The sequence below is a fragment of the Actinoplanes sp. NPDC026623 genome (assembly GCF_040638275.1).
Lineage (GTDB): Bacteria > Actinomycetota > Actinomycetes > Mycobacteriales > Micromonosporaceae > Actinoplanes.
In genome coordinates this window covers 52,972-76,066 of the sequence record NZ_JBEZXZ010000004.1, presented here as the reverse complement: position 1 = coordinate 76,066, position 23,095 = coordinate 52,972, and the positions used below count along the sequence as shown (strand labels likewise).

At 70.6% G+C, this 23,095-nt stretch carries 19 protein-coding genes and 1 pseudogene; 6 read left to right on the top strand and 14 right to left on the bottom strand.

From position 1 onward, the window contains the following. Window positions 1-5 precede the first annotated feature (5 nt). The 7 genes and pseudogenes from AB0F10_RS02275 to AB0F10_RS02245 form a co-directional block, all read right to left on the bottom strand. Window positions 6-1,025 carry a trypsin-like peptidase domain-containing protein gene (locus AB0F10_RS02275; protein WP_360619985.1) on the bottom strand — a complete coding sequence of 340 codons (1,020 nt, stop codon included), beginning with the start codon at window positions 1,023-1,025 and terminating at the stop codon, window positions 6-8. A gap of 88 nt (window positions 1,026-1,113) precedes the next feature. Continuing rightward, window positions 1,114-1,353: a hypothetical protein gene (locus AB0F10_RS02270; RefSeq protein ID WP_360619984.1), complete on the bottom strand. Its 240-nt coding sequence runs from the start codon at window positions 1,351-1,353 to the stop codon at window positions 1,114-1,116. Beyond that, window positions 1,350-3,167, bottom strand: a complete 1,818-nt coding sequence (locus AB0F10_RS02265) for a glycoside hydrolase family 15 protein (RefSeq protein ID WP_360619983.1) — start codon at window positions 3,165-3,167, stop codon at window positions 1,350-1,352. Before AB0F10_RS02265 ends, AB0F10_RS02270 begins: the two co-directional genes overlap by 4 nt. 10 nt (window positions 3,168-3,177) lie before the next feature. After that, window positions 3,178-4,230, bottom strand: a complete 1,053-nt coding sequence (locus AB0F10_RS02260; RefSeq protein WP_360619982.1) for a glucose 1-dehydrogenase — start codon at window positions 4,228-4,230, stop codon at window positions 3,178-3,180. Window positions 4,231-4,240: 10 nt separating this feature from the next. After that, window positions 4,241-5,545, bottom strand: coding sequence for an NAD(P)/FAD-dependent oxidoreductase (locus AB0F10_RS02255; protein WP_360619981.1), 1,305 nt, complete (start codon window positions 5,543-5,545; stop codon window positions 4,241-4,243). Between the two features lie 40 nt (window positions 5,546-5,585). Continuing rightward, a pseudogene (locus tag AB0F10_RS02250) lies at window positions 5,586-6,496 on the bottom strand (cation diffusion facilitator family transporter). Between the two features lie 82 nt (window positions 6,497-6,578). After that, a complete protein-coding gene (locus AB0F10_RS02245; RefSeq protein WP_360619980.1) occupies window positions 6,579-7,331 on the bottom strand; it encodes a ZIP family zinc transporter in 753 nt (250 codons plus the stop codon). Window positions 7,332-7,542: 211 nt separating this feature from the next. Between AB0F10_RS02245 and AB0F10_RS02240 the strand changes: the two genes are divergently transcribed. Both AB0F10_RS02240 and AB0F10_RS02235 read left to right on the top strand, forming a co-directional pair. Further along, entirely contained in the window at window positions 7,543-8,895 is a 1,353-nt protein-coding gene (locus tag AB0F10_RS02240; RefSeq protein ID WP_360619979.1) for a DUF2254 domain-containing protein, read from the top strand. A 153-nt stretch (window positions 8,896-9,048) separates the two neighbouring features. Next, a complete protein-coding gene (locus AB0F10_RS02235; RefSeq protein ID WP_360619978.1) occupies window positions 9,049-9,588 on the top strand; it encodes a YetF domain-containing protein in 540 nt (179 codons plus the stop codon). 52 nt (window positions 9,589-9,640) lie between these two features. On the opposite strand, the gene AB0F10_RS02230 is transcribed toward AB0F10_RS02235, so the two are convergent. From AB0F10_RS02230 to AB0F10_RS02205, 6 genes are all read right to left on the bottom strand, one after another. Further along, on the bottom strand, window positions 9,641-10,822 hold the full coding sequence (locus tag AB0F10_RS02230; protein ID WP_360620029.1) for a cation:proton antiporter: 1,182 nt from the start codon (window positions 10,820-10,822) through the stop codon (window positions 9,641-9,643). Window positions 10,823-10,929: 107 nt separating this feature from the next. Beyond that, window positions 10,930-12,321, bottom strand: a complete 1,392-nt coding sequence (locus AB0F10_RS02225; protein ID WP_360619977.1) for a sugar porter family MFS transporter — start codon at window positions 12,319-12,321, stop codon at window positions 10,930-10,932. A 70-nt stretch (window positions 12,322-12,391) separates the two neighbouring features. Next, window positions 12,392-13,471, bottom strand: a complete 1,080-nt coding sequence (locus tag AB0F10_RS02220) for an enolase C-terminal domain-like protein (protein ID WP_360619976.1) — start codon at window positions 13,469-13,471, stop codon at window positions 12,392-12,394. Next, a complete protein-coding gene (locus tag AB0F10_RS02215) occupies window positions 13,459-16,542 on the bottom strand; it encodes an FAD-linked oxidase C-terminal domain-containing protein (protein ID WP_360619975.1) in 3,084 nt (1,027 codons plus the stop codon). Before AB0F10_RS02215 ends, AB0F10_RS02220 begins: the two co-directional genes overlap by 13 nt. Then, window positions 16,539-18,302 carry a thiamine pyrophosphate-dependent enzyme gene (locus AB0F10_RS02210; RefSeq protein WP_360619974.1) on the bottom strand — a complete coding sequence of 588 codons (1,764 nt, stop codon included), beginning with the start codon at window positions 18,300-18,302 and terminating at the stop codon, window positions 16,539-16,541. Before AB0F10_RS02210 ends, AB0F10_RS02215 begins: the two co-directional genes overlap by 4 nt. A 109-nt stretch (window positions 18,303-18,411) precedes the next feature. Then, a complete protein-coding gene (locus AB0F10_RS02205; protein WP_360619973.1) occupies window positions 18,412-18,903 on the bottom strand; it encodes a general stress protein in 492 nt (163 codons plus the stop codon). A 185-nt stretch (window positions 18,904-19,088) separates the two neighbouring features. On the opposite strand from AB0F10_RS02205, the gene AB0F10_RS02200 reads away from it, so the two are divergent. The 4 genes from AB0F10_RS02200 (at window position 19,089) to AB0F10_RS02185 (ending at window position 22,564) form a co-directional block, all read left to right on the top strand. Continuing rightward, complete coding sequence (locus tag AB0F10_RS02200; RefSeq protein WP_360619972.1) at window positions 19,089-19,250, top strand: hypothetical protein; 162 nt, start codon at window positions 19,089-19,091, stop codon at window positions 19,248-19,250. Between the two features lie 218 nt (window positions 19,251-19,468). Continuing rightward, a complete protein-coding gene (locus AB0F10_RS02195; RefSeq protein WP_360619971.1) occupies window positions 19,469-20,728 on the top strand; it encodes an ABC transporter substrate-binding protein in 1,260 nt (419 codons plus the stop codon). A 46-nt stretch (window positions 20,729-20,774) separates the two neighbouring features. Continuing rightward, window positions 20,775-21,671, top strand: coding sequence for a sugar ABC transporter permease (locus tag AB0F10_RS02190; protein WP_360619970.1), 897 nt, complete (start codon window positions 20,775-20,777; stop codon window positions 21,669-21,671). After that, window positions 21,668-22,564 (top strand): carbohydrate ABC transporter permease, encoded by an 897-nt coding sequence (locus tag AB0F10_RS02185; protein WP_360619969.1) that lies wholly within the window; start codon window positions 21,668-21,670, stop codon window positions 22,562-22,564. Before AB0F10_RS02190 ends, AB0F10_RS02185 begins: the two co-directional genes overlap by 4 nt. Window positions 22,565-22,771: 207 nt before the next feature. Here AB0F10_RS02185 and AB0F10_RS02180 read toward each other — a convergent pair whose 3' ends face one another. Next, window positions 22,772-23,047, bottom strand: coding sequence for a hypothetical protein (locus AB0F10_RS02180; RefSeq protein ID WP_360619968.1), 276 nt, complete (start codon window positions 23,045-23,047; stop codon window positions 22,772-22,774). Window positions 23,048-23,095 lie beyond the last annotated feature (48 nt).

Below are 23,095 nucleotides of genomic sequence, written 5' to 3'. Positions count from 1 at the left end.
TCCCGTTAGCGGGAAAGCGTGCCGAGCGTGACCGGGATGTCGGTGACCGTCCCGTTCCGGTTCACCTTCAGGACGGCCTTCTCGCCCGGCTTCGCCTTTCGCAGGGCGGCGTAGATGTCACCGACGGTGCGCACCGTGGAATCCTCGAATCTGACGATCACGTCACGGGCCCGGATTCCGGCGGTGGCCGCCGGGCTGTTCGGCTGGACCTGCCGCACCAGGGCGCCGCTGGTGACCTTCATGCCGAGCGCCTGGGCGATCTGCGGGGTCACGGTGGTCAGCACCACCCCGAGGTAGGGGTGCGAGACCTTGCCGTCCTTCAGCAGCTGCTCGGTCACGTCGACTACCGTGCTCGCCGGGATGGCGAAGCCGAGGGAGACCGCTCCGGCCGATGGCGGGATGTACGCCTCGTTGATCCCGACCAGCCGCCCCTGGGCGTCGACGAGCGCACCGCCGGAGTTGCCGGGCGAGATCGGCGCATCGGTCTGGACCAGGTCGACCAGCGGGCGGCCCCCTGCGCCGGAGCCGGGGATCTGCCGGCTGACACCGGAGATGATGCCCTGGGTGACGGTGTTCTCGAAGCCGAGCGGACTGCCGAGCGCCAAGGCCGTCTCACCCTGCCGTGGGAGCTCCTGCCGCACCGTGACGGCGGGCAGCCCAGTGCGGCCGACCTTCAACACGGCGAGGTCGGTGAGGTCGTCCGAGCCGGTGACCTGGCCCGGCAGCTGCGTACCGTCAGCGAACGACACCTGTACCCGGGTCGCCGGGCCGACCACGTGAGCGTTGGTGACGATCACCCCGTCGGCGCGGTAGATGACACCACTGCCGAGGCCCTCATCGGTGTGGATCGTGACGACCGAGGGCTCCACCACCGACACCATGTCGACGATGCCACGGTCCGCCGCCTCGGCCGCCGATGCCGAGGGCGCCGCCGCGGGCGACGGTACGTCGTCGGTGCAGCCGCCGGACACGGCCACGGTCATCGCCGCGATGATCGCCGCGGCCGCGGCACGCCTGGTTCTCATCGGTCTCCTCCTAGGGGTTCGGTCGCTGCGGCGATGCGTCCGCCGCGTTGCCGACCTGCCCGGTGAGGGACCGCGACCGGGTGCGCTCCTATGACGATCTCGTGACAGTCCTGCGTCGGTGCGGACTCCCGGCGAGCCGGCGGCCGCTTTGCACGGCCAGGCGCGCTGCGTACCCGGCGACCGGCACCGCCCTGGCCACCCCGGGCATGCCGTAGCGGATCACCAGGAGCGGTGTGAGGTATCCGAGGGCCAGCGCCGCCAGCAGTCGGTGCCACGACATCCGGGCCAGCGCCTGGACGATCCGCCGCCGCCGGTCCGCCCCGGTCACCCGGCGTCCCGTCGGGTGTGCTGGGCGGAGGAGTCCGCCGACGTACGCGTCGAGGTGCCGCTCAGCAGCCGCGCCGAGTTCACCAGGCCGACCAGGCTGAACGCCTGCGGGGTGTTCCCGAGCTGACGTCCGGACCCCGGGTCGTACTCCTCGGACAGCATCCCGACGTCGTTGCGCAGCCCGAGCAGGCGTTCGAACATCCGCTCGGCGTCGTCGCGGCGGCCGACCGCGTGCAAGGCGTCCGCCAGCCAGAACGTGCAGGCCAGGAACGCGCCTTCGGTGCCCGGCAGCCCGTCGACGCCCTCGTGGTCGGGCCGGTAGCGCAGCACGAAGCCGTCCTGGCACAGCTCCCGCCGCACCGCCTCGACGGTGCCGGCCACCCGCGCGTCGGCGCCCGGCAGGAACCCGACCCGCGGGATGAGCAGCAGCGATGCGTCCAGGGCCGCCGATCCGTACGACTGGGTAAAGGTGCCACGGTCGCTGTCGAAGCCCTTGGCGCAGACCTCGGCGTGGATCTTGTCGCGCGCCGCACGCCAGGCCTCCACCGGGCCGTCGAGGCGGTGGTGTTCCACGGCGGTCACGGCACGGTCGAACCCGGCCCAGGCCATGACCTTGGAATGCACGAATTGCCGCCGGCCGCCGCGCACCTCCCACAGACCGTTGTCCGGCTGTCGCCAGGCGCCCTCGAGGTAGTCGAGCAGCGCTTTCTGCAGGTCCCAGCCGGCGTCGGTGGCGGCGATGCCGGCCTCGCGCGCCAGGTGCAAGCCGTCGAGCACCTCCCCGTAGACATCCAGCTGCAGCTGCGCGGCCGCGGCGTTGCCCACCCTGACCGGGCTGGAGTTCTCGTACCCGCTCAGCCAGTCCAGCGTGTACTCGGGGAGGCGGCGTGCGCCGTCGAGGCCGTACATGATCTGCAGATCGGCGGGGTCGCCGGCGACGGCCCGCAGCAGCCATTCCCGCCATGCCCTGGCCTCGGCGACGTAGCCGGTGCCCAGCAGCGCCTGCAGGGTGAACGTGGCGTCGCGCAGCCAGCAGTAGCGGTAGTCCCAGTTGCGCGGGCCGCCGATCTGCTCGGGCAGCGAGGTGGTCGCCGCGGCGACGATGCCGCCGGTCGGGGCGTACGTCAGCGCCTTCAGCAGAATCAGCGACCGGCGCACCGCCTCGGGCCAGCGGCCGTCGTAGTCGCAGCGGGCGATCCAGTCGTGCCAGTACCGCCGGGTCTCGGTGAGCGCCCGGAACGGATCGACCGGTTCGGGCCGCGGCAGGTGCGAGACCTGGTGGCTCAGGACGAACGGCACCTTCTCCCCCGCCCGTACGGTGAAGTCGGCGACCGTGGTGCGGTCCCGGCCGTGCACCGGCGCGTCGGTGCGCAGCCACACGGCATCCGGGCCGGCGACCGCTTCGAGGTCGTGGCCCTGCCGGCGTACCCACGGCACCACCCGGCCGTAGTCGAAGCGCAGGACGAGGTCCATGTGCATGGGCACCTCACCGGACACGCCCTCCGCGATCCGCACCACGTCGGCGGCCTCGCCGCGGGGTGGCATGAAGTCGAGCAGCCGCACGACACCGTCGGGGGTCCGCCACTCGGTCTCCAGCACCAGGGTGTCGTCGTGGTATCGGCGATCGGTCGCGGCAGCGGCGCCGGCCGGTGCGATGCGCCAGTGTCCGGCCGAGTCGTCGCCGAGCAGCGCCGCGAAGCAGGCGGTGGAGTCGAACCGGGGCAGGCACAGCCAGTCGATGGAGCCGTCTCGGCCGACCAGCGCGGCGGACTGCAGATCCCCGATGAGCGCGTAGTCCTCGATGCGTCCGGGCATGCCGCGCTCCTCAGCCGGCCAGGTCCAGGACGACTTTGATGTCGTCGGACCGGGCCTGCAGGGCTTCCTGGAAGCGGGCCAGCGGCACCCGGCGGGTGATCAGCCGCGACAGCCATTCGAGGTCCGCCTCTGCGAGGGCGTCGGCCGCCGTGGCGTAGTGGCTCAGGTTGGCGTTCACGGACCCGACGGCGACGTCGTTCTCCAGCACCATCTCGCGGTTCGTAGCGCCGACGTCCACGGAGATCTTGCGACCGGCCGGGGAGACCCCCGTGAGGCAGACGATCCCGTACGACGCCGTGCCCGCCATCGCGTCGAACACCAGGCTGGATACCCCGGTGGCCTCGATGATCACGTCCGGTTGGACCCGCTGGGCCACCTCCGCCATGCCGTCGCTGTGGTAGTGCGCGCCCAGCACCTTGACGGCGTCGGGCTTCGGCCCGTCGGCGGCCAGGTCCAGGACGTGCACCTCCAGCCCGCGCTGCACGCCCAGCAGGGCCGCGAGCAGCCCGATGGGCCCGGCGCCGGTGACCAGGACGCGGCTCGGCTGGTACCACGCGCGGGCGCCAACCCGGTCCACCTGCTCCCAGGCCTTGGCGACCACCGTGGTGGGTTCCATCAGGACACCCACGCGTTCGAGCCGGGGGTCGAGCTTCACCGCGTAGCCGGTCTCCACGGCCCACAGCTCGCTGCCGTACCCGTCGATCTCTTTGATGCCGCGCTCGGTGTACCGGCCGTTGCGGCACATGTCGAACTGGTCGTGGGCACATGCCCCGCACGGCACGGGATCGGGCCTGCGCACCACGCCCACGACGAGGTCACCGGCGGTGAAGCCGCTGCCGGAGGGGGCGGTGCGGACCCGGCCGAGCGACTCGTGGCCGAGCACGAGGCGGTCGCGGCCGGGCGGCGCCCAGCCGTACTCACCGGCGACGATCTCCCGGTCGGTGCCGCAGATGCCCAGGGCCAGCCCCTCGACCAGCATCTCCCGCGGACCGGCCTCGGGGTCGGGCACGTCACGGACCTCGGCGGAGCCGGAGGCCAGTGGTTCCACGGTCAGCGCACGCATGTGACTCTCCTCAGCGGGACGGGTGGACGAGTTCGGGGGCGTCACTGTCCAGCGGCACGGCCGGCCCCGGCACCAGGCCGAGTTGGACCGCCGGGCGTGACCCGACGGCGGTGAACAACCAGTCAGCGGCGGTACGCACACGGTTGGCCGGCAGCGCGGTGAGGTGGTATCCGCGGGTGACCAGGCGGGCAGCCGGTCCGGACAGCGGCAGGTGCAACGGGTTGGCCGCCGCCTGCCAGCTGCCCAGATCCACCACGAACCCGAGGTCGCGATGGCGGTACGGCCGGCGCCGCCCGGATCCATAGGAGGCCGCGATGTTGTGCGCGGCGAGCCGGCCCTGGCGCAGGGCGTGCTGGGCGGTCATCGGTGTCGGCCGGTCCGGATGGGCGGGGTCGGGTACGGCGGCGGCGTCGCCGCAGGCCAGGATCTCCGGGTGCCCGGGTACGGCCAGGTACTCGTCGACCTCCAGCCGGCCCTTGGTCATGGGGAGTCCGGTGCTCTGCGCCAGCGGGTCCGGTCGCACGCCGACGCACCACACCAGGGTGTGCGATTCCACAAACCGTCCGTCGGTGAGCTTGACCCCGGTGCCGGTGGCCACGGCGACCGACGTGCCCATCTCGACCTCGACGCCACGCCCGGTCAGGACGTGCTCGGCCGTGGCGGACAGTTTCTCGTCCATGCCGGGCAGGACGTGGTCGGCGGTGTCCAGCAGCATCCACCGCGCCCGGGTGCCCGCCAGCCGTGGATGCCGGCTGAGCACGTCGTGGGTCAGCAGCTGCATCTGCGCGGCGACCTCCGTACCGGTGTAGCCTGCCCCGACCACGACGAAGGTCAGCCGGGCGGTCCGCTCGGCCGGGTCGGTGGCCGCATCCGCCAGCTCGATCTGGCGGATCACGTGGTCGCGCAGGTGCAGCGCCTCCGGGATGCCGCGGAAGCCGTGAGCGTGGTCGGCGACGCCCGGGATGGGCAGGAGCTTGTTGACGCTGCCGGCGGCCAGCACGAGGCGGTGGTATCCCAGCGCTCCGCGTTCGCCCTCCGGTCCCGTGAACCACACGGTACGGGCGTCGACGTCCACGCCGTCGGCCTGGCCGAGGACCAGCCGTACGCCGGGCAGGGTGTCGCTCAGCGGCACGGTCACCCGGCGCGGGTCGAGGACACCGCCGGCCACCTCCGGCAGGAGCGGCAGGTAGAGGAAGTAGTCCGTGGGGTTGAGCAGCACCACCTCGGCGGCGCCGCGGGAGCGTCGTAGCAGTGTCCTGGCGGCCTCGTACCCGGCGAAGCCGGCCCCGACGATCACTATGCGCGCTCGCGCCATCCCGTGCCCCGATCATCCGTAGCGTGCGGTCCCGGCCCGCCTACCCGACGGCGGTATCCGGAAACGGTGCACGGGCGGCTTCGCCGTCCACCGTCACCGTCACCTGTTCGATGGCCGGATGGCGGAGCAGCTGGGAGCGCAGCTGGGCGATGCGGCGGACCAAGTGCGCGGCGGGCTCCCGGCAGGTCGCCTGGGCCGGGGTGATCCAGGCGTTCACCAGGAGACTGGCCGGTCCCACGTACACGGCGTGCAGCTCACGCACCTCACCCACCCAGTCCGCCCGGCTGAGCTGCGCGCGGATCGGCTCCAGCACGTCCGGCGGCGCCGACTCGTCCAGCAGCAGGGTCTTGGAGCGGCGCGCAAGCAGGAACGCCACGACGATGAGCAGGACGCCGATGCCCATGCTCCCCACCGCGTCCCAGCCGGTCGCCGCGTGCAGCAGCAGCGCCGCCAGGGCCAGAACCAAACCGATCAGCGCCGCGGTGTCCTCCAGGAACACGGTCGTGGCGCTCGGGTCGGAGGCGCGCCGGAGGTGCTCGACCAGGGATCGCTGCCTTTGCTGCGACTCCGCCCGCAGCTGTTTGCGCGCGGTGTGCCATGAGTAGCTCTCGAAACCGAAGGCGACCACCACGACGGCGATGCCGACCCACAGCGACTCCAGCGGCTCGGGCATCAACAGGCTGCGCACGCCCTCGCCGATCGACAGGGTTCCGCCGACCAGGAAGATGCCGAGCGCCGCCAGGAACGTCCAGAAGTACCGCTCCTGGCCGTATCCGAAGGGATGCCGGGCGTCCGGCTCTTTCGCCGAGCGGCGCAGCCGACGAACAGGAGCACCTCGTTGCCGGTGTCCGCGGTGGAGTGAGCCGCTTCCGCCCACAGCGACGCGGACCCGGTCAGCAGGGCGGCGACGACTTTGGCCAAGGCGATCGCGAGGTTGGCGAAAACCGCCACGATCACCGTACGGGTGCTGCCGCCCTCATTGTTCTCCTCAGCCACGGCGATGGCGTACCCGGTGCGCCCGGATCACACACGCTCAACCGGCCTGGGACAGCGAGAACGCCACCAGGAACCCGATGACCGTGATCAGGCCGATGAGCAGGTGCGCCTTCTCGAAGGCCTCCGGGATCATGGTGTCGGCGATCATCGCGAGGATCGCCCCGCCCGCGAGCGCGGTGGTGGCGGCGAGGACGGCGGCGGGCGCGCCGCCCAGCAGGGTGAAGCCCGCCACGGCGGCGAGGCCGCTGATCACGGCGATGCCGGTCCACAGCCCGAACACGTACGCCTTCGACCGCCCGGCGTGGCGCATGCCGGCTGCGCTGGACAGACCCTCGGGCACGTTGCTGATGAAGACGGCGACGACCGTCACGACACTGATCGCGCCACCGCCCAGCAGGCTGGTGCCGATCACGATCGACTCCGGTACGCCGTCGAGCAGCGCGCCGAGCGCCAGGGCGAGGCCCGACCCTCCCTGCTCGTCCTCGGAAGGCTGCTGCTCACCGGACCGCTTACGGTGCCGGGCGCCCCGCCGGGCGAGCAGGACGTTGCAACCGGTGTAGATCACGGCGCCGCCGACCGCGCCGAGGGCGGTGGCGGCCAGTCCCGCCTGCTCGTGCGCCTCCGCGATGAGCTCGAAGGCCACGGCCGACAGCAGGACTCCGGCGCCGAACGCCATCACCGAGGCGATGATCTTCTGGGGTACGCGCGCCAGGTAGCCGACCGCCGCGCCCACCATCAGGGCGGACCCGGCCAGGAGGCCCCAGCCACCCGCTTGCAACCATCCAGGCATGCGGCCCGCCTTGCCCCGCGTCCCGGGGCGCAAACGCCGCCGGCTGATCGCGGCCCCTGCGCTCGAACGCTTCACGGCGCGGGGGTCAGCGCCGGGATCGCCGGCCGCGTAAAAGCCGGACCACGGGGGTATGGCGGGCCGGAAGGACGAATCCACGGCCGGCGTACCGCCCGATGGCCCTTACCAGACCGGCACCTGGAGGTCCGCAGCGATGTCGCCCCGCATCCCCTCCCGCATCCGGCGCAGAGTCTTCACCGACTGGCTGCGAACCGAGATCTGGCCCCTGCCGGTGATGGCCGTGGCGGCGGCGACCGGGCTGGCGGTGCTGATGCCCCGGCTCGACGCCCGCCTGCTCGACGATCTGTCACCCACGCTGGCGACCGTCCTGTTCTCCGGCGGCCCGGAGGCCGCTCGCAGCGTGCTGCAGACCGTGGCGGGTTCGCTGATCACGGTCACCTCATTGACCTTCTCGTTGACGGTCGTGACCCTGCAGCTGGCGAGCGGGCAGTACTCGCCACGCCTGTTGCGGACCTTCGCGCAGGACCGCTTCGTGCATGCGGCGTTGGCGATTCTGCTCGGCACCTTCGCGTACGCCCTCACCGTGCTGCGGACGGTGCGGGGCGGCGACGACGACATCGCCGCGTTCGTGCCGCGCCTGTCCGTGACCGTCGCGTACGCACTCACCGTGGTCAGCGTCCTGACGGTGGTCGGATTCCTCGCGCACCTCGCTCAGAAGATCCGGGTGGAGTCCATGCTGCGGGACGTGCACAGCGAGGGCAGGCGCACCATCCGGCACACCATGTCGCCGCCCGGGCCGATCCGGCGCACGCAGACACCGGCCGGGCCCGGCGTCGTTCTCTGCGCCGGGCGGTCCGGCTTCCTCGCGTCTGCCGACGAGGACCAGCTGCTGCGCGCCGCCGACGCCGCGGACGTCGTGATCAGCATCGACCGGCTGCCCGGCGCCTCGGTGGTGGCCGGGACACCGGTCGGCAAGGCGTGGCACCTCGACGGCTCACCCGTCGACGACTCCAGCCGAGAGGCTCTGCAGGGAAAGGTCGACGCTGCCCTGCAGATGTCGTTCGAACGCACCGCCGCGCAGGACGTCGCCTTCGGGCTGCGCCAGATCACCGATGTCGCCGTCAAGGCGCTGTCGCCGTCGGTCAACGACCCGACCACCGCGGTCCACGCCCTCGGGCACGCGTCGGCCCTGCTGTGCGAGGCAGCGCGCCACGACTGCGAAGCCCGGCAGGTGCCGGACGGCGCCGGCCGGACCAGGGTGATCCTCGCCCGTCCCAGCTTCGCGTCGCTGCTGGACCTGGCGGTCGTCCAGCCCCGCCGCTACGGCGCCGGTGAGCCGGAGGTTCTCGGCCGAATCCTGCGCCTGCTGCGGGAGGTCGCGTGGGCCGGACGCGGCGGCGACCAGGACGCGTTGCTCGACCAGCTGGCGCGTACCCGTGCCGTGGCCGCCCGGCAGGACCTGGATGAGGTGGAGCGCTCGCGCCTGGAGCGGGACGCCGACCTCGTCGAGACCGCGGTCCAGGGCGACTGGCCCCACGGCGCATGAGACGTCGACACGGGCCGGGCCGCCCGTGACCCGGGCGGTTCACGGTGCTTTCCTCCTCACGCCTGCGGCTTGTGCTGATTGCGATCCGTTCGATTGATCGCCGCGACCAGGGGTAGCACCCGTCCCTCCGGACATCGAAGGAGGGACACGACAGTGCGCCTGGGTCTGAGGTGGGACGACGCCGCGACGGTGATCGTCTCGACCGTCTGTCTCTACCTGGCGTTCCTGCTCATGGTGCGGGTGGTCGGGCAGCGCACGTTCGCGACCATGTCGAGCTTCGACATGGCCACCACCGTCGCATTCGGTGCTGTCATGGGCCGGGCGGTCCTCGGGTACACGCCGACCTTGAGCGGGGGACTGCTCGGCATGGTGACGCTGCTGGCCATGCAGGCGATCTTCGGCCTGCTCCGGCGGAGCCGCCGGGTCAACCGGACGCTCCTGAGCCCGCCGGTCCTGCTCATGGCCGACGGCACGGTTCTGCACGACAATCTGCGCAGCGCCCACGTCGTCGAGGACGAACTGCGACAGAAGCTGCGGCTGTCGGGGATTCACCGGTACGAGGATGTCGCCGCCGTCATCCTGGAACGCACCGGGGCGGTCAGCGTGCTGCGCCGGGGCGAGACCGTCGCGCCGGAAATGATCAGTGACGTCCGCGGCCGGGAGCTGCTCGCGGCCCACAACGTCGAGTCGTGACGTTCGCCGGTGAGCTCCCGCCGGTCGGCTCCTCGGCCGGCGGGAGCGGTGGTCACGACTCGGATCCGCGCTGCAGGGCGGCGTGCCAGTGCGGTGCCTCCGCCGCCGTGTCGAAGCGGCGGGCGACGAGCACGTCCGTGGAGGAGTGCAGGACGATCGACACCACGATCGTCACCGCCACGAGGTGAACGATCGGATCCGCCAGCCCGATGCCGGAGTTGAGGACCAGTAGGCCGTACACGACCGACGCGAAGCCCTTGGGCCCGAACCACATCGCCGCCGCCTGCTCCCCCATGTCGAGGTCCGAGCCCAGGAACGACACCCACAGGGCGATCGGGCGGGCCAGGAAGATGGCGACGAACGCGAACACCCAGCCCTGCCACGAAACCTCGCCGAGGAAGCCGACCGAGAGCACGGCGCCGAACACCAGCAGCGCGGCCAATTTGAGCAGCTCGGCGATGTTCTCCCCGAACTGCTCGAACGCCTGCCGCTGGCCCGGGCCGCATGTGGCCACCGTGACGCCGGCAACGAACCCGGCGAGGAACAGATTGGCGTGCGAGACCTGCGCCAAGGCGAGCACGAGCAGCCCGATCGCCAGACCGTTGAGCGGCTCGTACGCCGGTGAGGCCCCGAAGAACCGCGCCCTACTCAGCAGGATCGCCACCATCGGCACGACGACCCCGATCGCAAGCCGACCGGCGACCTCCAGAGCGATCCGCCCGAGATGCAGATCGTGCGACCTGGCGGCCACGGCCAGGAACACGATCACGAACGGCAGGGCGAGCCCGTCGTTGACACCCGATTCGACGTTGAGCAGGTGCCGCAGCCGTCCCGGCACCTGCTCATTGCCGACCAGCGCCGACGCGAACACCGGATCGGTGGGACTCAGGATCGCGGCGAGCAGCAACGACTCGGGCCACGGCAGCCCTACCAGCCAGTGCGCCACCGCCGCCATGATCGCCAGGGTCAGCGGCAGACCCCAGCCGAGCGCCCGGCCGGGCAGCTGCCACGCCGACCGGAGATCGGACCAGCCGACCCGCATGCCGTCGGTGAACAACACGGCGAAGAGCGCGAGCTCGGCCAGCGTCCCGACGGTCGACGTGTCCGCGTGCAGGTCGATCACTCCGATGCTGTCCTCGCCGAGGACGAACCCGGCCACCAGGAACAACACCGCCGTGGACAGGATCGTGCGCTTCGCCCGTGCGGACACCAGGACGGCCAGCAGCAGCACCATGGCGAAGGCCAGCAACAGCACTCTTCCCGCTCCTTCGACGACAGTGGGCGTTTACCGGGACAACCGGACCGGCCAGCGCTGCCCGACCGGTCCGGCGGAATCGGATGTCAGCGCTCGGCCCGTGCCGGGACATGATCGTCGGCACCGGCGTCCCGCTGGATCTCCTCCAGCGTGCGCCCCTTCGTCTCGGGTACCCACCGGGCGAAGAAGAGCACGGCGGCCACGGCCATGGCGGCGTAGAGCACGAAGATGCCTTGGCGCGTGATCGCTCCGGCGAGGGTCAGGAACGTGGCGGAGACCGCGAAGTTGGCCAACCAGTTGGTCACGGTGGTGACGCTCATCGACTTGCTGCGCAGCCGCTGCGGGAAGATCTCACTGATCATGAGCCAGAAGACCGGCCCGAGCCCGACGGCGTACCCGGCGATGAACACCAGCAGCGAGACCAGCGCCAGCCAGGGAGCGCCGTCCTGCAGGACGGGGAAGGCGAAGTACGCCGCCAGGCCGAGCAGGGCGGCCCCCGCGACGGCGGTTCCCGTGATGAGCAGCGGGCGGCGTCCCACCTTGTCGAGCAGCAGGATCGCGACGACGGTGAAGACCACGTTGGTCAGTCCCACGGTGAGCGTCTGGGTGATCGCGTTGCCCGCGCCGAGCCCGGTCTGCTGCAGGATCGTCGGCGCGTAGTAGATGACGGTGTTCACCCCGACGATTTGCTGGAAGATCGCCAGCCCCAGACCCACGACGAGCAGCTTGCGGACCGGTGGCCGGAGCAGGTCACGCGTCGATGTTCGGCGGGCCTCCCGCGAGCTCGTCCGGATCTGGTCGAGTTCCTCGTCCGGATCGGTGTCCGTACCGGCGCGCAGTCGCTCCAGCGCCTTGCGGGCGTTGTCGTCCTGGCCCTGCTCGACCAGCCAGCGTGGGGTGCGCGGCACGGTGAGCATCCCGATCGCCAGAGCGGCGCCGGGGATGACCGCGACGCCGAGCATCCAGCGCCAGTCGCCGGGAACGTCCTTGAAGGCGTAGTTGACCAGGTAGGCCGTCGCGATGCCGGTGGTGACGGCGAGTTGGTTGAAGGAGGTGAGGCCTCCGCGCGCCTTGGGCGGCGCCACCTCGGAGATGTACATCGGGCTGACGAACGAGGCGGTGCCGACCGAGAAGCCCAGGAGGGCCCGGAACCCGATGAGCATCGGTATGTTCATGGCGAAGGCGCACCCGAGGGCGCCGATCACGTACACCGACCCGGAAATGATCTTCGTCCACTTGCGGCCGATCCGGTCGGCCAGCCAGCCCGACAGCAGGGCGCCGGCGGCGGCTCCCAGCAGTAGCACCGAGACGATGGCCTCCTGCTCGAAGGAGCCGGCGTCGAAGTCCTCCTTGATGTACAGCAGCGCGCCGGAGATCACCCCGGTGTCGTAGCCGAACAGGAAGCCACCGATCGCGGCGATGGCGGCCACGCGCGTCACCACACCGTTGGCCCTGAGCTCCCGCAGGAAGTCCAGCATGATTGCCTCCCCTCACCGATCTCCCGGACCGCGACGACGGGAGCCGTCGGCAGGGTATGGGAGCCGTCCCTCAGGCCGACCGCCAGCGTTCCGCGTCGGCGTCCCGGAAGTTGAGCCCGTTGCCCGGCGAGCTCCGGTTCACCGCGACGGCGCCACCCGCGGCACCGGCCGCGCCGTCGAAGAGCATGCCCTCGATCCGTACGTGGTCGTGGAACCACTCAAGGTGCCGCAGGTTCGGTGTCGCCGCCGCCACCGCCAGGTGCTGGTGGGGTGCGCAATGCCCGGACACCTCGAGGCCGTGGGCGGCGGCCACGGCGGCGGCCCGCTGGAAGCCGGTGATGCCTGCGCAGCGTGTGACGTCAGCCTGCAGGCAGTCGACGGACGGCGCCAGGCGCTCGAAGTAGTCGAGGTCCCAGCCGTACTCCCCGGCCGCTACGTCGGCTCGGACGGCGTCGCGCACTTGCGCGAGCCCGGGCAGGTCGTCGGAGCTGACCGGTTCCTCATACCAGCGCACGTCGAGGTCGGCGGCCGCCTGCATGACGCGGATCGCCTGTTTGCGCCGGTAACCGCCGTTGGCGTCGACGAACAGCTCCGCCTCGCCGATGGTCTTGCGGGCAGCGGCCATGCGGGCCAGGTCCCGGGGTACGTCGGTGCCCCACGATTCGCCGATCTTGATCTTCACCCGGGGGATGCCCTGCTCGTGCACCCAGTGCGAGAGCTGGGCGTGCTGTTGCTCGGCGTCGTACGTGGTGAATCCGCCGCTGCCGTAGACGGGCACCTTGGGGCGGGCGGTGCCCAGCAGCCGCGCCAGCGGCATCTCGTGGCAGCGTGCTTTCAGGTCCCACAGGGCGTTGTCGGCAGCCGACAGGGCCAGGGCGCCGATGCCGCGGGTGCCGGCGTTGCGCAGGCGCCGGTGCATCGCCGTCCACGCCGCCGGCACGTCGTCTGGATCGGTGTCCACGACCACCTCCGCCAGCATCCCGGTGATGACCTGCACCGTCGCGGGCGGCCCGTAGGTCCAACCCAGACCCGTCTGCCCGGTGCCGGCGGCCCGGACGAGCACCAGGGTGGTGCTCGTCCAGGCGAGGGTGCCGTCGCCTTCGGGGGCGTCGGTAGGAATCGTGTACGCCTCGGCGGTCAGCGCAACCATCGCCGGATCCCGTATCCCAGCCCAGCCACGGCCGTCGCGGCGACCGTGGCGCTGGTCAGCCATCGCACCGGGCGCCCGGGCGCCGGAGGGCGGTCCGCCCATCTCTGTTCCGGCACGCCGCGACCGTCGTCGCCATCCAGCCCGGCCGCTAGCAACTCGGCTAGGTGCACGCCGCGCCGCCCCCCGGAATCGCTCTGCTGGACCTGCGTACGGCAGCTGAATCCGTCCGCCAAGATCACATCGCCCGGGTCGGCGTCGCGCACCGCCGGCAGCAGCACCCGTTCCGCGCATGCCTCCGAGACCTCGTAGTGCCCCTGCTCGAAGCCGAAGTTCCCGGCGAGGCCGCAGCATCCGGAGTCCAGGACATCGGCCCGGACACCGGCCGCCGCCAGCAGCTTCGTGTCCGCGTCGTAGCCCATGACCGCGTGATGGTGGCAGTGGGTCTGGATGTGGGCGGTGCGCCGCACCTGCGGCGGCTCCCAGCCCGGCGTGTGCCGGGTGAGAAGCTCGGCCAGGGTCACGGTCTGCCGGCGCAGCCGTTCCACGTCCTGGTCGTGCGGGAACAGCTCCTCGGCGTCGCTGCGGAACACCCCGGTGCAGCTGGGCTCCAGGCCCAGGATCAGGTGCCCCGCGCGCAGGTGGGGCCGCAGGATTTCGACGGTACGCAGCAGCACCCGCTTTGCCGTTTCGAGCTGCCCGGTGGAGATCCAGGTGAGCCCGCAGCAAACCTTCTGATCGGGGACGACGACCCGCCAGCCGGCGTCCTCGACGACCTGCACGGCGGCCCGTGCGATGCTCGGGTCGAAATGGTTGGTGAAGGTGTCCGGCCACAGCACCACTTCACCGCGCTCCCCGGAACCGCGCGGAGTGTGCCCGGCGAACCACTGCTGGAAGGTCTCGGCCGCGAAGACCGGCACCTCCCGGCGGGTGTCGACCCCGGCGACCTTCTTCGCCAGCCAGGCGAGTCCCGGCGCATGCGACAGCGCGTTGACCAGCCGCGGCGCCGTCGCCGTCACCACCGCGGCGGCCACCGGAAGCCAGCCCATCGAATAGTGCGCCAGCGGACGCACGCGCCCTGCGTAGTGATGGGCCATGAACTCAGCCTTGTACGTGGCCATGTCCACGTTCACCGGGCAGTCCGCCTTGCAGCCCTTGCAGGCCAGGCACAGGTCGAGGGCGTCCTTGACCGCGTCGGAGCGCCAGCCGTCGCCGATCGCCCCGCCCCGGGCGGTGCCGTCGAGCATCTCGAACAGCATCCGGGCCCGGCCCCGGGTCGAATGTTCCTCCTCCTTCGTGGCCATGTACGACGGGCACATGACCCCGCCCTCGTGACGCCGGCACTTGCCGACGCCGACGCACCGCAGCACGGCGCGGCCGAAGCTGCCCTCGTCGTTCGGGTACTGGAAGTGCGTCGCCACGTCCCCGTGGTTGTAATCCACGCCCAGGCGCAGCTGACCGTCGAGCGGGTTGGGCGCGGTGACCTTGCCAGGGTTCATCCGGTCGTCCGGATCGAAGATCGCCTTGAACTGCCCGAACGCGGTGACCAACTCCTCGCCGAACATCACCGGCAGCAGCTCCGCACGGGCCTGGCCGTCCCCGTGCTCGCCGGACAGCGAGCCGCCGTAGCGGGCCACGAGCTCGGCCGCCCGGTGCATGAAGGACCGGAACTGGGCGATACCGTCGCTGGCGGTGAGGTCGAACGGGATCCGGCAGTGGACGCAGCCCTGACCGAAGTGGCCGTACAACGACGTCTGGTCGTAGCCGTACTCGCCGAACAGCTCCTGGAGGTCGCGCAGGTAGTCGCCGAGGTCGTCCGGGTCGACCGCCGAGTCCTCCCAGCCCGGCCAGGTGTCGGGCAGCCCCGGCACCCGGGCGGTCGCGCCCAGCCCGGACTCACGCACCTCCCAGAGCTGTTTCTCGTGCCGCTCGTCCTCGAAGAACACCACCCGGTCAGCGTCGCGGTCCAGTCCCAGGGACTCCAGCACCCGGTCGCTGGCGGCATCGACCTCGTCTTGAGTGTCGCCGCCCATCTGCACCATCAGGTACGCCCGCCCCTCGGGCAGCAACTCCAGGGCGTCCGGGTGGAGATGCTTGACCCGTTCGAAGTGGATCAGGTTGTGCTCGAGGCCCTCGAGGGCGATCGGCCGGTGGGGCAGGATTCGGGGAACCGCGTCGCCCGAGGCGCCGACGTCGGGAAAACCGATCATGACCAGATCGCGGACCTTGACGATCGGCACGAGCTTGAGGCGCGCGCGCAGCACGGTGACGCAGGTGCCCTCGGTGCCGACCAGCGCCTGCGCCACGTGGAAGTTCTTCTCCGGTAGCAGGCTGTCGAGGTTGTAGCCGGACACCCGGCGCGGGATGTCGGGGTACCGGGTCCGGATCTGCGCCAGGTACCGGTCCCGGAGGGCTCGCAGCTGACGGTAGATCTGGGCCGGGCGGCCGCCGCCGGCGACGATCTGCTGGTACTCGTCGTCGGGCGTCTCGCCCACCCACATGCGGGTGCCGTCGTAGAGCAGCACCTCCAGCTCCACGATGTTGTCGACCACCTTGCCCGTGCGCTGTGCCGTCGCCCCGCACGAGTTGTTGCCGACCATGCCGCCCAGCGTGCAGTGGTTGTGGGTGGCCGGCTCCGGACCGAACTCGAGGCCGGTGGGCTTGAGCCGATCGTTGAGCAGGTCAAGGACGATGCCCGGTTCCACCAGGCAGGTGCGGCCCTCGGCGTCGACGTCGAGCAGGCGGTGACAGTACTTCGACCAGTCGATGATCACGGCGACGTTGGTGCACTCACCGGCCAGGCTCGTGCCACCGCCGCGCGAGGTGATCGGGGCGCCGTGGCGGCGGCACACCGCGACGGCGGCCACGCCGGCCTCGACCGTGCGGGGTACCACCACGCCGAGGGGCACCTGCCGGTAGTTGGAGGCGTCGGTGGAGTAGACCGCGCGGGACCCGGCGTCGAAGCGGACCTCGCCGTCCACCTCTGCCGCCAGGTCCCGGGCCAGCGCGGCGACGTCGATCTCGCGGCCCCGGGGAACGCGGACGACGGGCGCGGGAAGCTTGACCGTGGTCATGCCCGGAGCTCGTTGATCTTGTCACGGACCACGGTAGCCATCGTCGCCATCTTGTGCGGCTGGCCCCGCAGGAAGGCCTCGGTGAAGTGCTTGGCCTGCTCGTACTTCACCTTGCCCGGCATCGGCGGCTCGTTGGGGTTGACGTCCACGTCGACCAGCGCCGGCCCCGGATGTGCCAAGGCCTCCGCGATGGCACTGCGGACGTCACCGGGCTTGTTGATCTTGGCGCCGTACGCCCCGCAGCCACGGGCCCAGGTGGAGAAGTCCGCCTCGGGCTGCTGGTGCCGGACCGCGTACTCGGGATAACCGAGAACGATCTGCTCCCAGAGGATCTGCCCGTACGAGTTGTTGTTGTTGACGACCACCTTGATCGGCAGTTGGTGGCGCACGGCGGTCAGGAATTCCGCCATGAGCATCGCGAACCCGCCGTCACCGACGTACGCGATGATCTGTCGTCCGGGGAAGGCGTGCTGCATCGCGATCGAGTACGGCAGCCCCGGCGCCATCGTGGCGAGGTTGCCGGACAGGTAGAACTGCCGGTCGCCGCGGATCGTCCAGTGGCGCGCGGACCACGTCGCGATCGTGCCCGAGTCACAGGTGAGGATGGCGTCGTCAGCGGCGAGGTCGTCGAGCACGCCCATGACGTACTGCGGCGCGATCGGGTCCCGGCTCTCGTCCTCGAGCGCGGCCATGTCGGCACGCCAGGAGTCCATCTCCTTGCGGTACTTCGCCAGGAAAGATCCGTCCCCGCCGGTCAGCATCGGCAGCAGACCCCGCAGCGCCTTCGTGGCGTCCGCGGTGACGGGCGCGTCGACGGGCATGCGCAGGCCGATCAACGTGGGGTCGGAGTCGATCTGCACGACCTTGACCTTGCCGGGCTCCGGCAGGTACTTCCCGTACGGGAACGACGTGCCGACCATGAACAGCGTGTCGCACTCCTCCATGGCCTCCTCGCTCGGCTTCGTGCCGAGCAGGCCCAGGCCCCCGGTGGTGACCGGGTGATCGTCCGGGACCACCACCTTGCCGGGCAGGGTTTTGACCACCGGGGCGCCCAGCTTCTCGGCCACCGCGATCACCTCGTCGCGGGCGCGCTTGGCGCCGACACCGACGAGGATCACGGGCCGCTCGGCGGCGTTGAGGACGTCGGCGGCCGCGCGGAGCTCCTGCTCCCCCGGCGGGAGTTGCGGCCGGTCGAGCGCCGGCATGCTGGCGGGCGGCCGGCCCGGGCCGACGTGACGGTACGGGTCCTCGCCGATCTCGGCCACCTGGATGTCGGTGGGGAACGTCAGGTGCGACACGGTCTGTTTGATCAGGGCGTTGCGGATGGCCAGGTCCACGACCGCCGGCACCTGCTGCGGGTTCGTGATCATGAGGTTGTACTCAGCGACGTCCTGGTAGAGCCGGTCGAGGTGCACCTCCTGCTGGTATCGGCTGCCCAGCACCGATGTCTCCTGCATGCCGGTGATGGCCAGCACCGGCGCGTGGTCGAGCTTCGCGTCGTACAGGCCGTTGAGCAGGTGGATGGCGCCCGGACCGGACGTCGCGGCACACACTCCGAGCCGACCGGTGGCCTTGGCGTAACCGGTCGCCATGAACGCGGCCGCCTCCTCGTGGTGCACGAGGACGAACTTCAGCCTGTCGGAGTGCCGCCGGAAGCCCTCCATGAGCCCGTTGATGCCGTCGCCGGGCAGCCCGAAAACGGTGTCCACCCCCCAGGCGATCAGGCGCTTCGCCAGGCTCTCTCCCACGATCTCGGGCATGGGTAACCCCTTCCGTTACGACGGTCGACATCCGGTACGACGACCGGCCGGCGGCGCCCCTACCCGCGTGCGCACCCGGCAAACGACTGTCGTGAAAGCCCTCGCCGCCTCACCGCTCGGCGAGAACCCGGACCGCCTGATCGGCCAGACTCGCGTCGACGAGCACGTCGAAATGTGACGCAGTCAGGGTCGGCCCGGTGGAGAAGGACCGTCGCCCACCGGTGGCGGCATAGCCGACCAGGGCGATGGTGGCGCCCAGCATGGCGCCGAGTGCGGCGGCGTTGAGGATCAGCCACCACGTCGACACCGACGCCGTCACCAGATCGAAGAGTCCGAGGAGCCACCCCGTCAGGGCGCCGATGATCAGGCCGGACACCGCTCCCCGTGCCGTCACCTCCCCGGTCGACAACCGCCCGGTGCCCCGGTCGGCGAAGGCGAGACCGCGTCCCACGATGCTCGTCCGGCCCGCCGGGATCCCGGCCTCGGCGAGGGCCCGAACGGTGCGCTCCGCCTCGTCGTGATCCTCGTGCACCGCGATCGCCCGCTGGGCCACTCCCACCTGGGCTGCGCTGTCTGCAGGTTGATGGTCGTGGATCGTCATCGTCGCCTCCCTCATCGGTACGGTCCGGCGGCCCTACCCGCAAGCCCAGCCGTGGAATCGCCGCATCCCGTACATGCGCCGCCGTCGGAACCGGGTCAACGGGCGGTTGGAGCGCCGCATCCAGGGCAATGCCGGTCGCCCGAGGCGCTCAATGGGTGGCGCCCTCGTCGGAAAGGGGTTGCGCCATGGCGGCACACGCGGGGCAGAAGGCCCAGAAGACCGGTGACTTCCACTGCGCCACGTGCGACGCCAAGGTCCACGTGGAGCAGGGCCACACCATCCCTCGCTGCCCCAACGGACACAGCGACTATGAGACCCGCACGAACGAGCCGGGCAACAAGTCGTGAAGATTCTGTTCGCCTGTTTGCTGGCCTTCATCCTCATCGCTCTGATCCTCTTCATCACCGTCGGGGTCCTGCACCGTTGAGCGACGGCGTGCGCGGGCGACACCGCCGGTCCCTCGCGGCACCGCCGTGGACCACCGATCCGCGATTCCGGTTGATCGATCCGGGTAGCAACGCCCCTCTCGAGCCACCTGGCAACGATGTCAACGGTAGGAGGAGCGATGCGGATCTCACGGCGGGTCGCGGCGGCAGCCGCGGCCATGGCGGTGGTGCTGCCGCTGTCGGCATGCGGCGGCAACGACGACAGCGGCGGCAATAACACCGTCGAAGTGTTCACCTGGTGGGCCGACGGTGGCGAGAAAGCGGGGCTGGACGCGCTCGTCGGTGTCTTCGGGCAGCAGTGCCCCGGCCAGACGTTCCGCAACGGCGCGGTCGCCGGCGGAGCCGGCTCGAACGCGAAGCAGGTGCTCGCCTCCCGGCTGCAGACCGGCGCGCCGCCGGACACCTTCCAGGCCCATGCGGGCGCCGAGCTCGTGGACTACGTCAAAGCCGGACAGGTCGAGGACCTCAGCGGCGAGTACGACCAATGGGGGCTTCGCCATGCGTTCCCGCAGGGCCTGATCGACAACCTGACCTACCAAGGCAAGATCTACTCGGTGCCGGCGAACATCCACCGGGCCAACGTGGTGTGGACTAACAAGAAGGTGCTGGACCGCGCCGGGGTGACCACGGCACTCACCTCGATGGACCAGCTGTTCGCCGCCCTCGACAAGGTGAAGCGGTCCGGCGTCGCGGCCCCACTGGCGCTCGGCAAGGACTGGACCCAGCTGATGCTGCTGGAAACCGTTCTCATCAGCGACCTGGGTCCGCAGAAGTTCACCGGGCTGTGGAACGGTGCGACGGACTGGAAGAGCGCCGAGGTCGCCAAGGGAATCGACGACTACAAGCGGCTGCTCGGCTACTCCAACCAGGACCGCGACGCCCTGGATTGGACCGATGCCGAACGGCTCATCATGAACGGCCGGGCCGCGTACCAGCTCATGGGCGACTGGGAGGCCGCCGACCTGGACGCCAAGGGCTTCAAGGACTACGGGTACTTCACCTTCCCGGGCAACGGCAAGACGTTCCAGTGGCTGGCCGACTCCTTCACGCTGCCGCGCAACGCGCCGAATCCCGACGGCGCCCGCTGCTGGCTGAAGACGGTGGGCAGCACCGACGGACAGCAGGCGTTCAACACGAAGAAGGGCTCGATTCCGGCCCGGACGGACGCCGACCCCGCGAAGTACCCCACCTACCAGCAATCGGCGATGGCCGACTGGAAGACCTTCGCCCAGGTCCCGTCCTGTGCCCACGGGGCGGCCTGTTCCCAGGGGTTGCAGGGGGCGGCGAACTCCGCCGTGGCGAAGTTCTCCACCGACCTCGACACCGCTGCCCTGCAGAACGCCCTGGCACAGGCGACGTCCCAGTACGCCACGAGCTGATCCGGCGAGGGGCGGGCGGGCGGCCCCTCCGCGGGGAAGGAAAGCGATGAGCAAGAACCTGCGGCGCTGGGGGCCGGGGCTGCTGCTCCTGTCACCCTCGCTGATACTCCTGGCGATCTTCGTGTACGGGCTGATCGGCTGGACCGTCAAGGTCTCCCTCTCGGACCGGCACGACGCCCTGGGCTCGAAGGGCTTCGTCGGTCTCGACAACTACGTGTACCTCTTCACCGACGACATCAACGACCGGTTCGTGCACTCCCTGAAGAACCTGACCGTCTTCACCGTCGTCTTCATGGCCGGCACCATGCTGATCGGGTTGCTGTGGGCCTTCCTGCTGGAACGCGGTGTCCGCGCGGAGGGCGTGTTCCGGACCGTCTACCTGTTCCCGATGGCGGTCAGCTTCGTCGCCTCCGGGGTCGTCTGGCGGTGGCTGATGAACCCGAGCACCGGTGAACGCGCCGGTGGCCTCAACGCCATCTTCCAGTCGTTGCACCTCGAGGTGTTGCAGAGCGAGTGGTGGACCAATCCGCACTGGGGGATGTCCGCCATGGCCATGCCGGCCGTCTGGCAACTGTCCGGCTACATCATGGCCCTGTTCCTGGCGGGCTTCCGCGGGATACCCAAGGAGTTGCGGGAGGCTGCCGCGGTCGACGGGGCGAGCACCTTCCAGATGTACCGCCGGGTCATCTTCCCCCAGCTGACGCCGGTCGCCCTCTCCGCCGTGATCATCGCCGGGCACATGTCGATGAAGATGTTCGACCTGATCATGAGTGTCTCAGGACCGCAGTGGCTCACCGAGGTCCCCGCCGTCTACGTCTGGCAGGCGTTGCTGACCAGCGACTACGCCAAGGCCGCGGCCATCAGCGTCATCCTGCTGGTCGTCGTGGCCGTCGTCGTCGTGCCGTACCTCGTCTACACCAACCGGCAGGAGAAGCGGACATGACCACCACCTCGAACGTCGTAACTCCCCCGGCGACACCCATACCGCGACGATCCCCCGCCCGGCGGCGGACCCCCACCTCGGTGGCCGGACCGGTCGTCAAGTACGTGCTCCTGCTGTTCTTCCTCCTCGTCGTCCTCATGCCGGCCTACGTGTTGATCGTCACCAGCTTCAAGTCCGGCTCGGAGATCGGCGTGTCCGGGCAGTGGGACCTGCCGGAGCGCTGGACCACCGAGTCCTGGGCGAAGGCATGGAACGCGCTGCGGCCGTCCTTCTTCCGCACGGTGGGACTCGCCGTACCGGTGGCCATCATCTCCTCCCTGCTCGGCGCCGCGAACGGTTTCGTGCTGTCGCGCTGGCGATTTCCCGGCGCCGACGTGGTCTTCACGCTGATCCTCTTCGGCATGTTCATCCCGTATCAGGCGGTGATGATTCCGCTACGGGACATCGTCAGCACGATCGGGCTGCCGCCGGGGATCCCCACGCTGATCTTCGTCCACTGCGTGTACGGGATCCCGATCTGCACGCTGATCTTCCGGAACTACTACGCCACCACCGTGCCGGAGGACCTCGTGGAGGCCGGCCGCGTCGACGGCGCCGGTCTGCTGCGCACGTTTCGGTCGATCATCCTGCCCGTGTCGATCCCCGGCTTCGTCGTGACGGTCATCTGGCAGTTCACCTCCGCGTGGAACGACTTCCTCTTCGCGATCTTCCTGTCGAACACCCGGAACGGGCCGATCACCATCGCGCTGAACGCGCTGGCAGGCGCCCAGTCACCGGACTACGCCGCCGCGATGGCAGGAGCGCTGATCACCTCACTGCCGACTCTCGCCGTCTACATCCTGCTCGGACGGTGGTTCATCGGCGGGCTCATGGCGGGCTCGGTGAAGAGCTGACTCGGATGCCATGGGCGCAGCAGGGGACGGAGCCGGTTTCTCGGGGGAGGACCGGCTCCGCCGTGCGGCGGGCCTTGCCCGAGTCCTGGAGGCACCAAACGCCGATCACGCCGGGCGAAGGACCAGGTCACGTCGGGGCCGTTGGCGCGCGTCCGCAGCCGCAGGGTCTGCCCCTGGCACTTGTCGAGCCGGACGGGCAGGCTCAGATCACTCCAGTGATCTTGCCCTGCGGATTCCATCGGCCCGTGCCGTTGTCGCGACCACAGCTCCCCGGAACGAGCCCTTGTAGGCCACCTGACCGCGCACGTCCGCGCCGGCGGCCTCGGCGGTGAAGGTCAGCGGCCGGGAGGCCGTGAAGTCCACCTCGGTCCGGCCGCCGTCGCCCACGGTCACCACGGTGCCCGTCCCGCCGGCGATGCGGCCGCGCACCTCGTCCAGGCCGCCGGTCGACGCGACCCCGGTCGCCCGCCACCGACCGGTCACGCAGGCCGGCGCCGTACCGGTAGAGGCGCTCGGGGTCACGGACGGGTC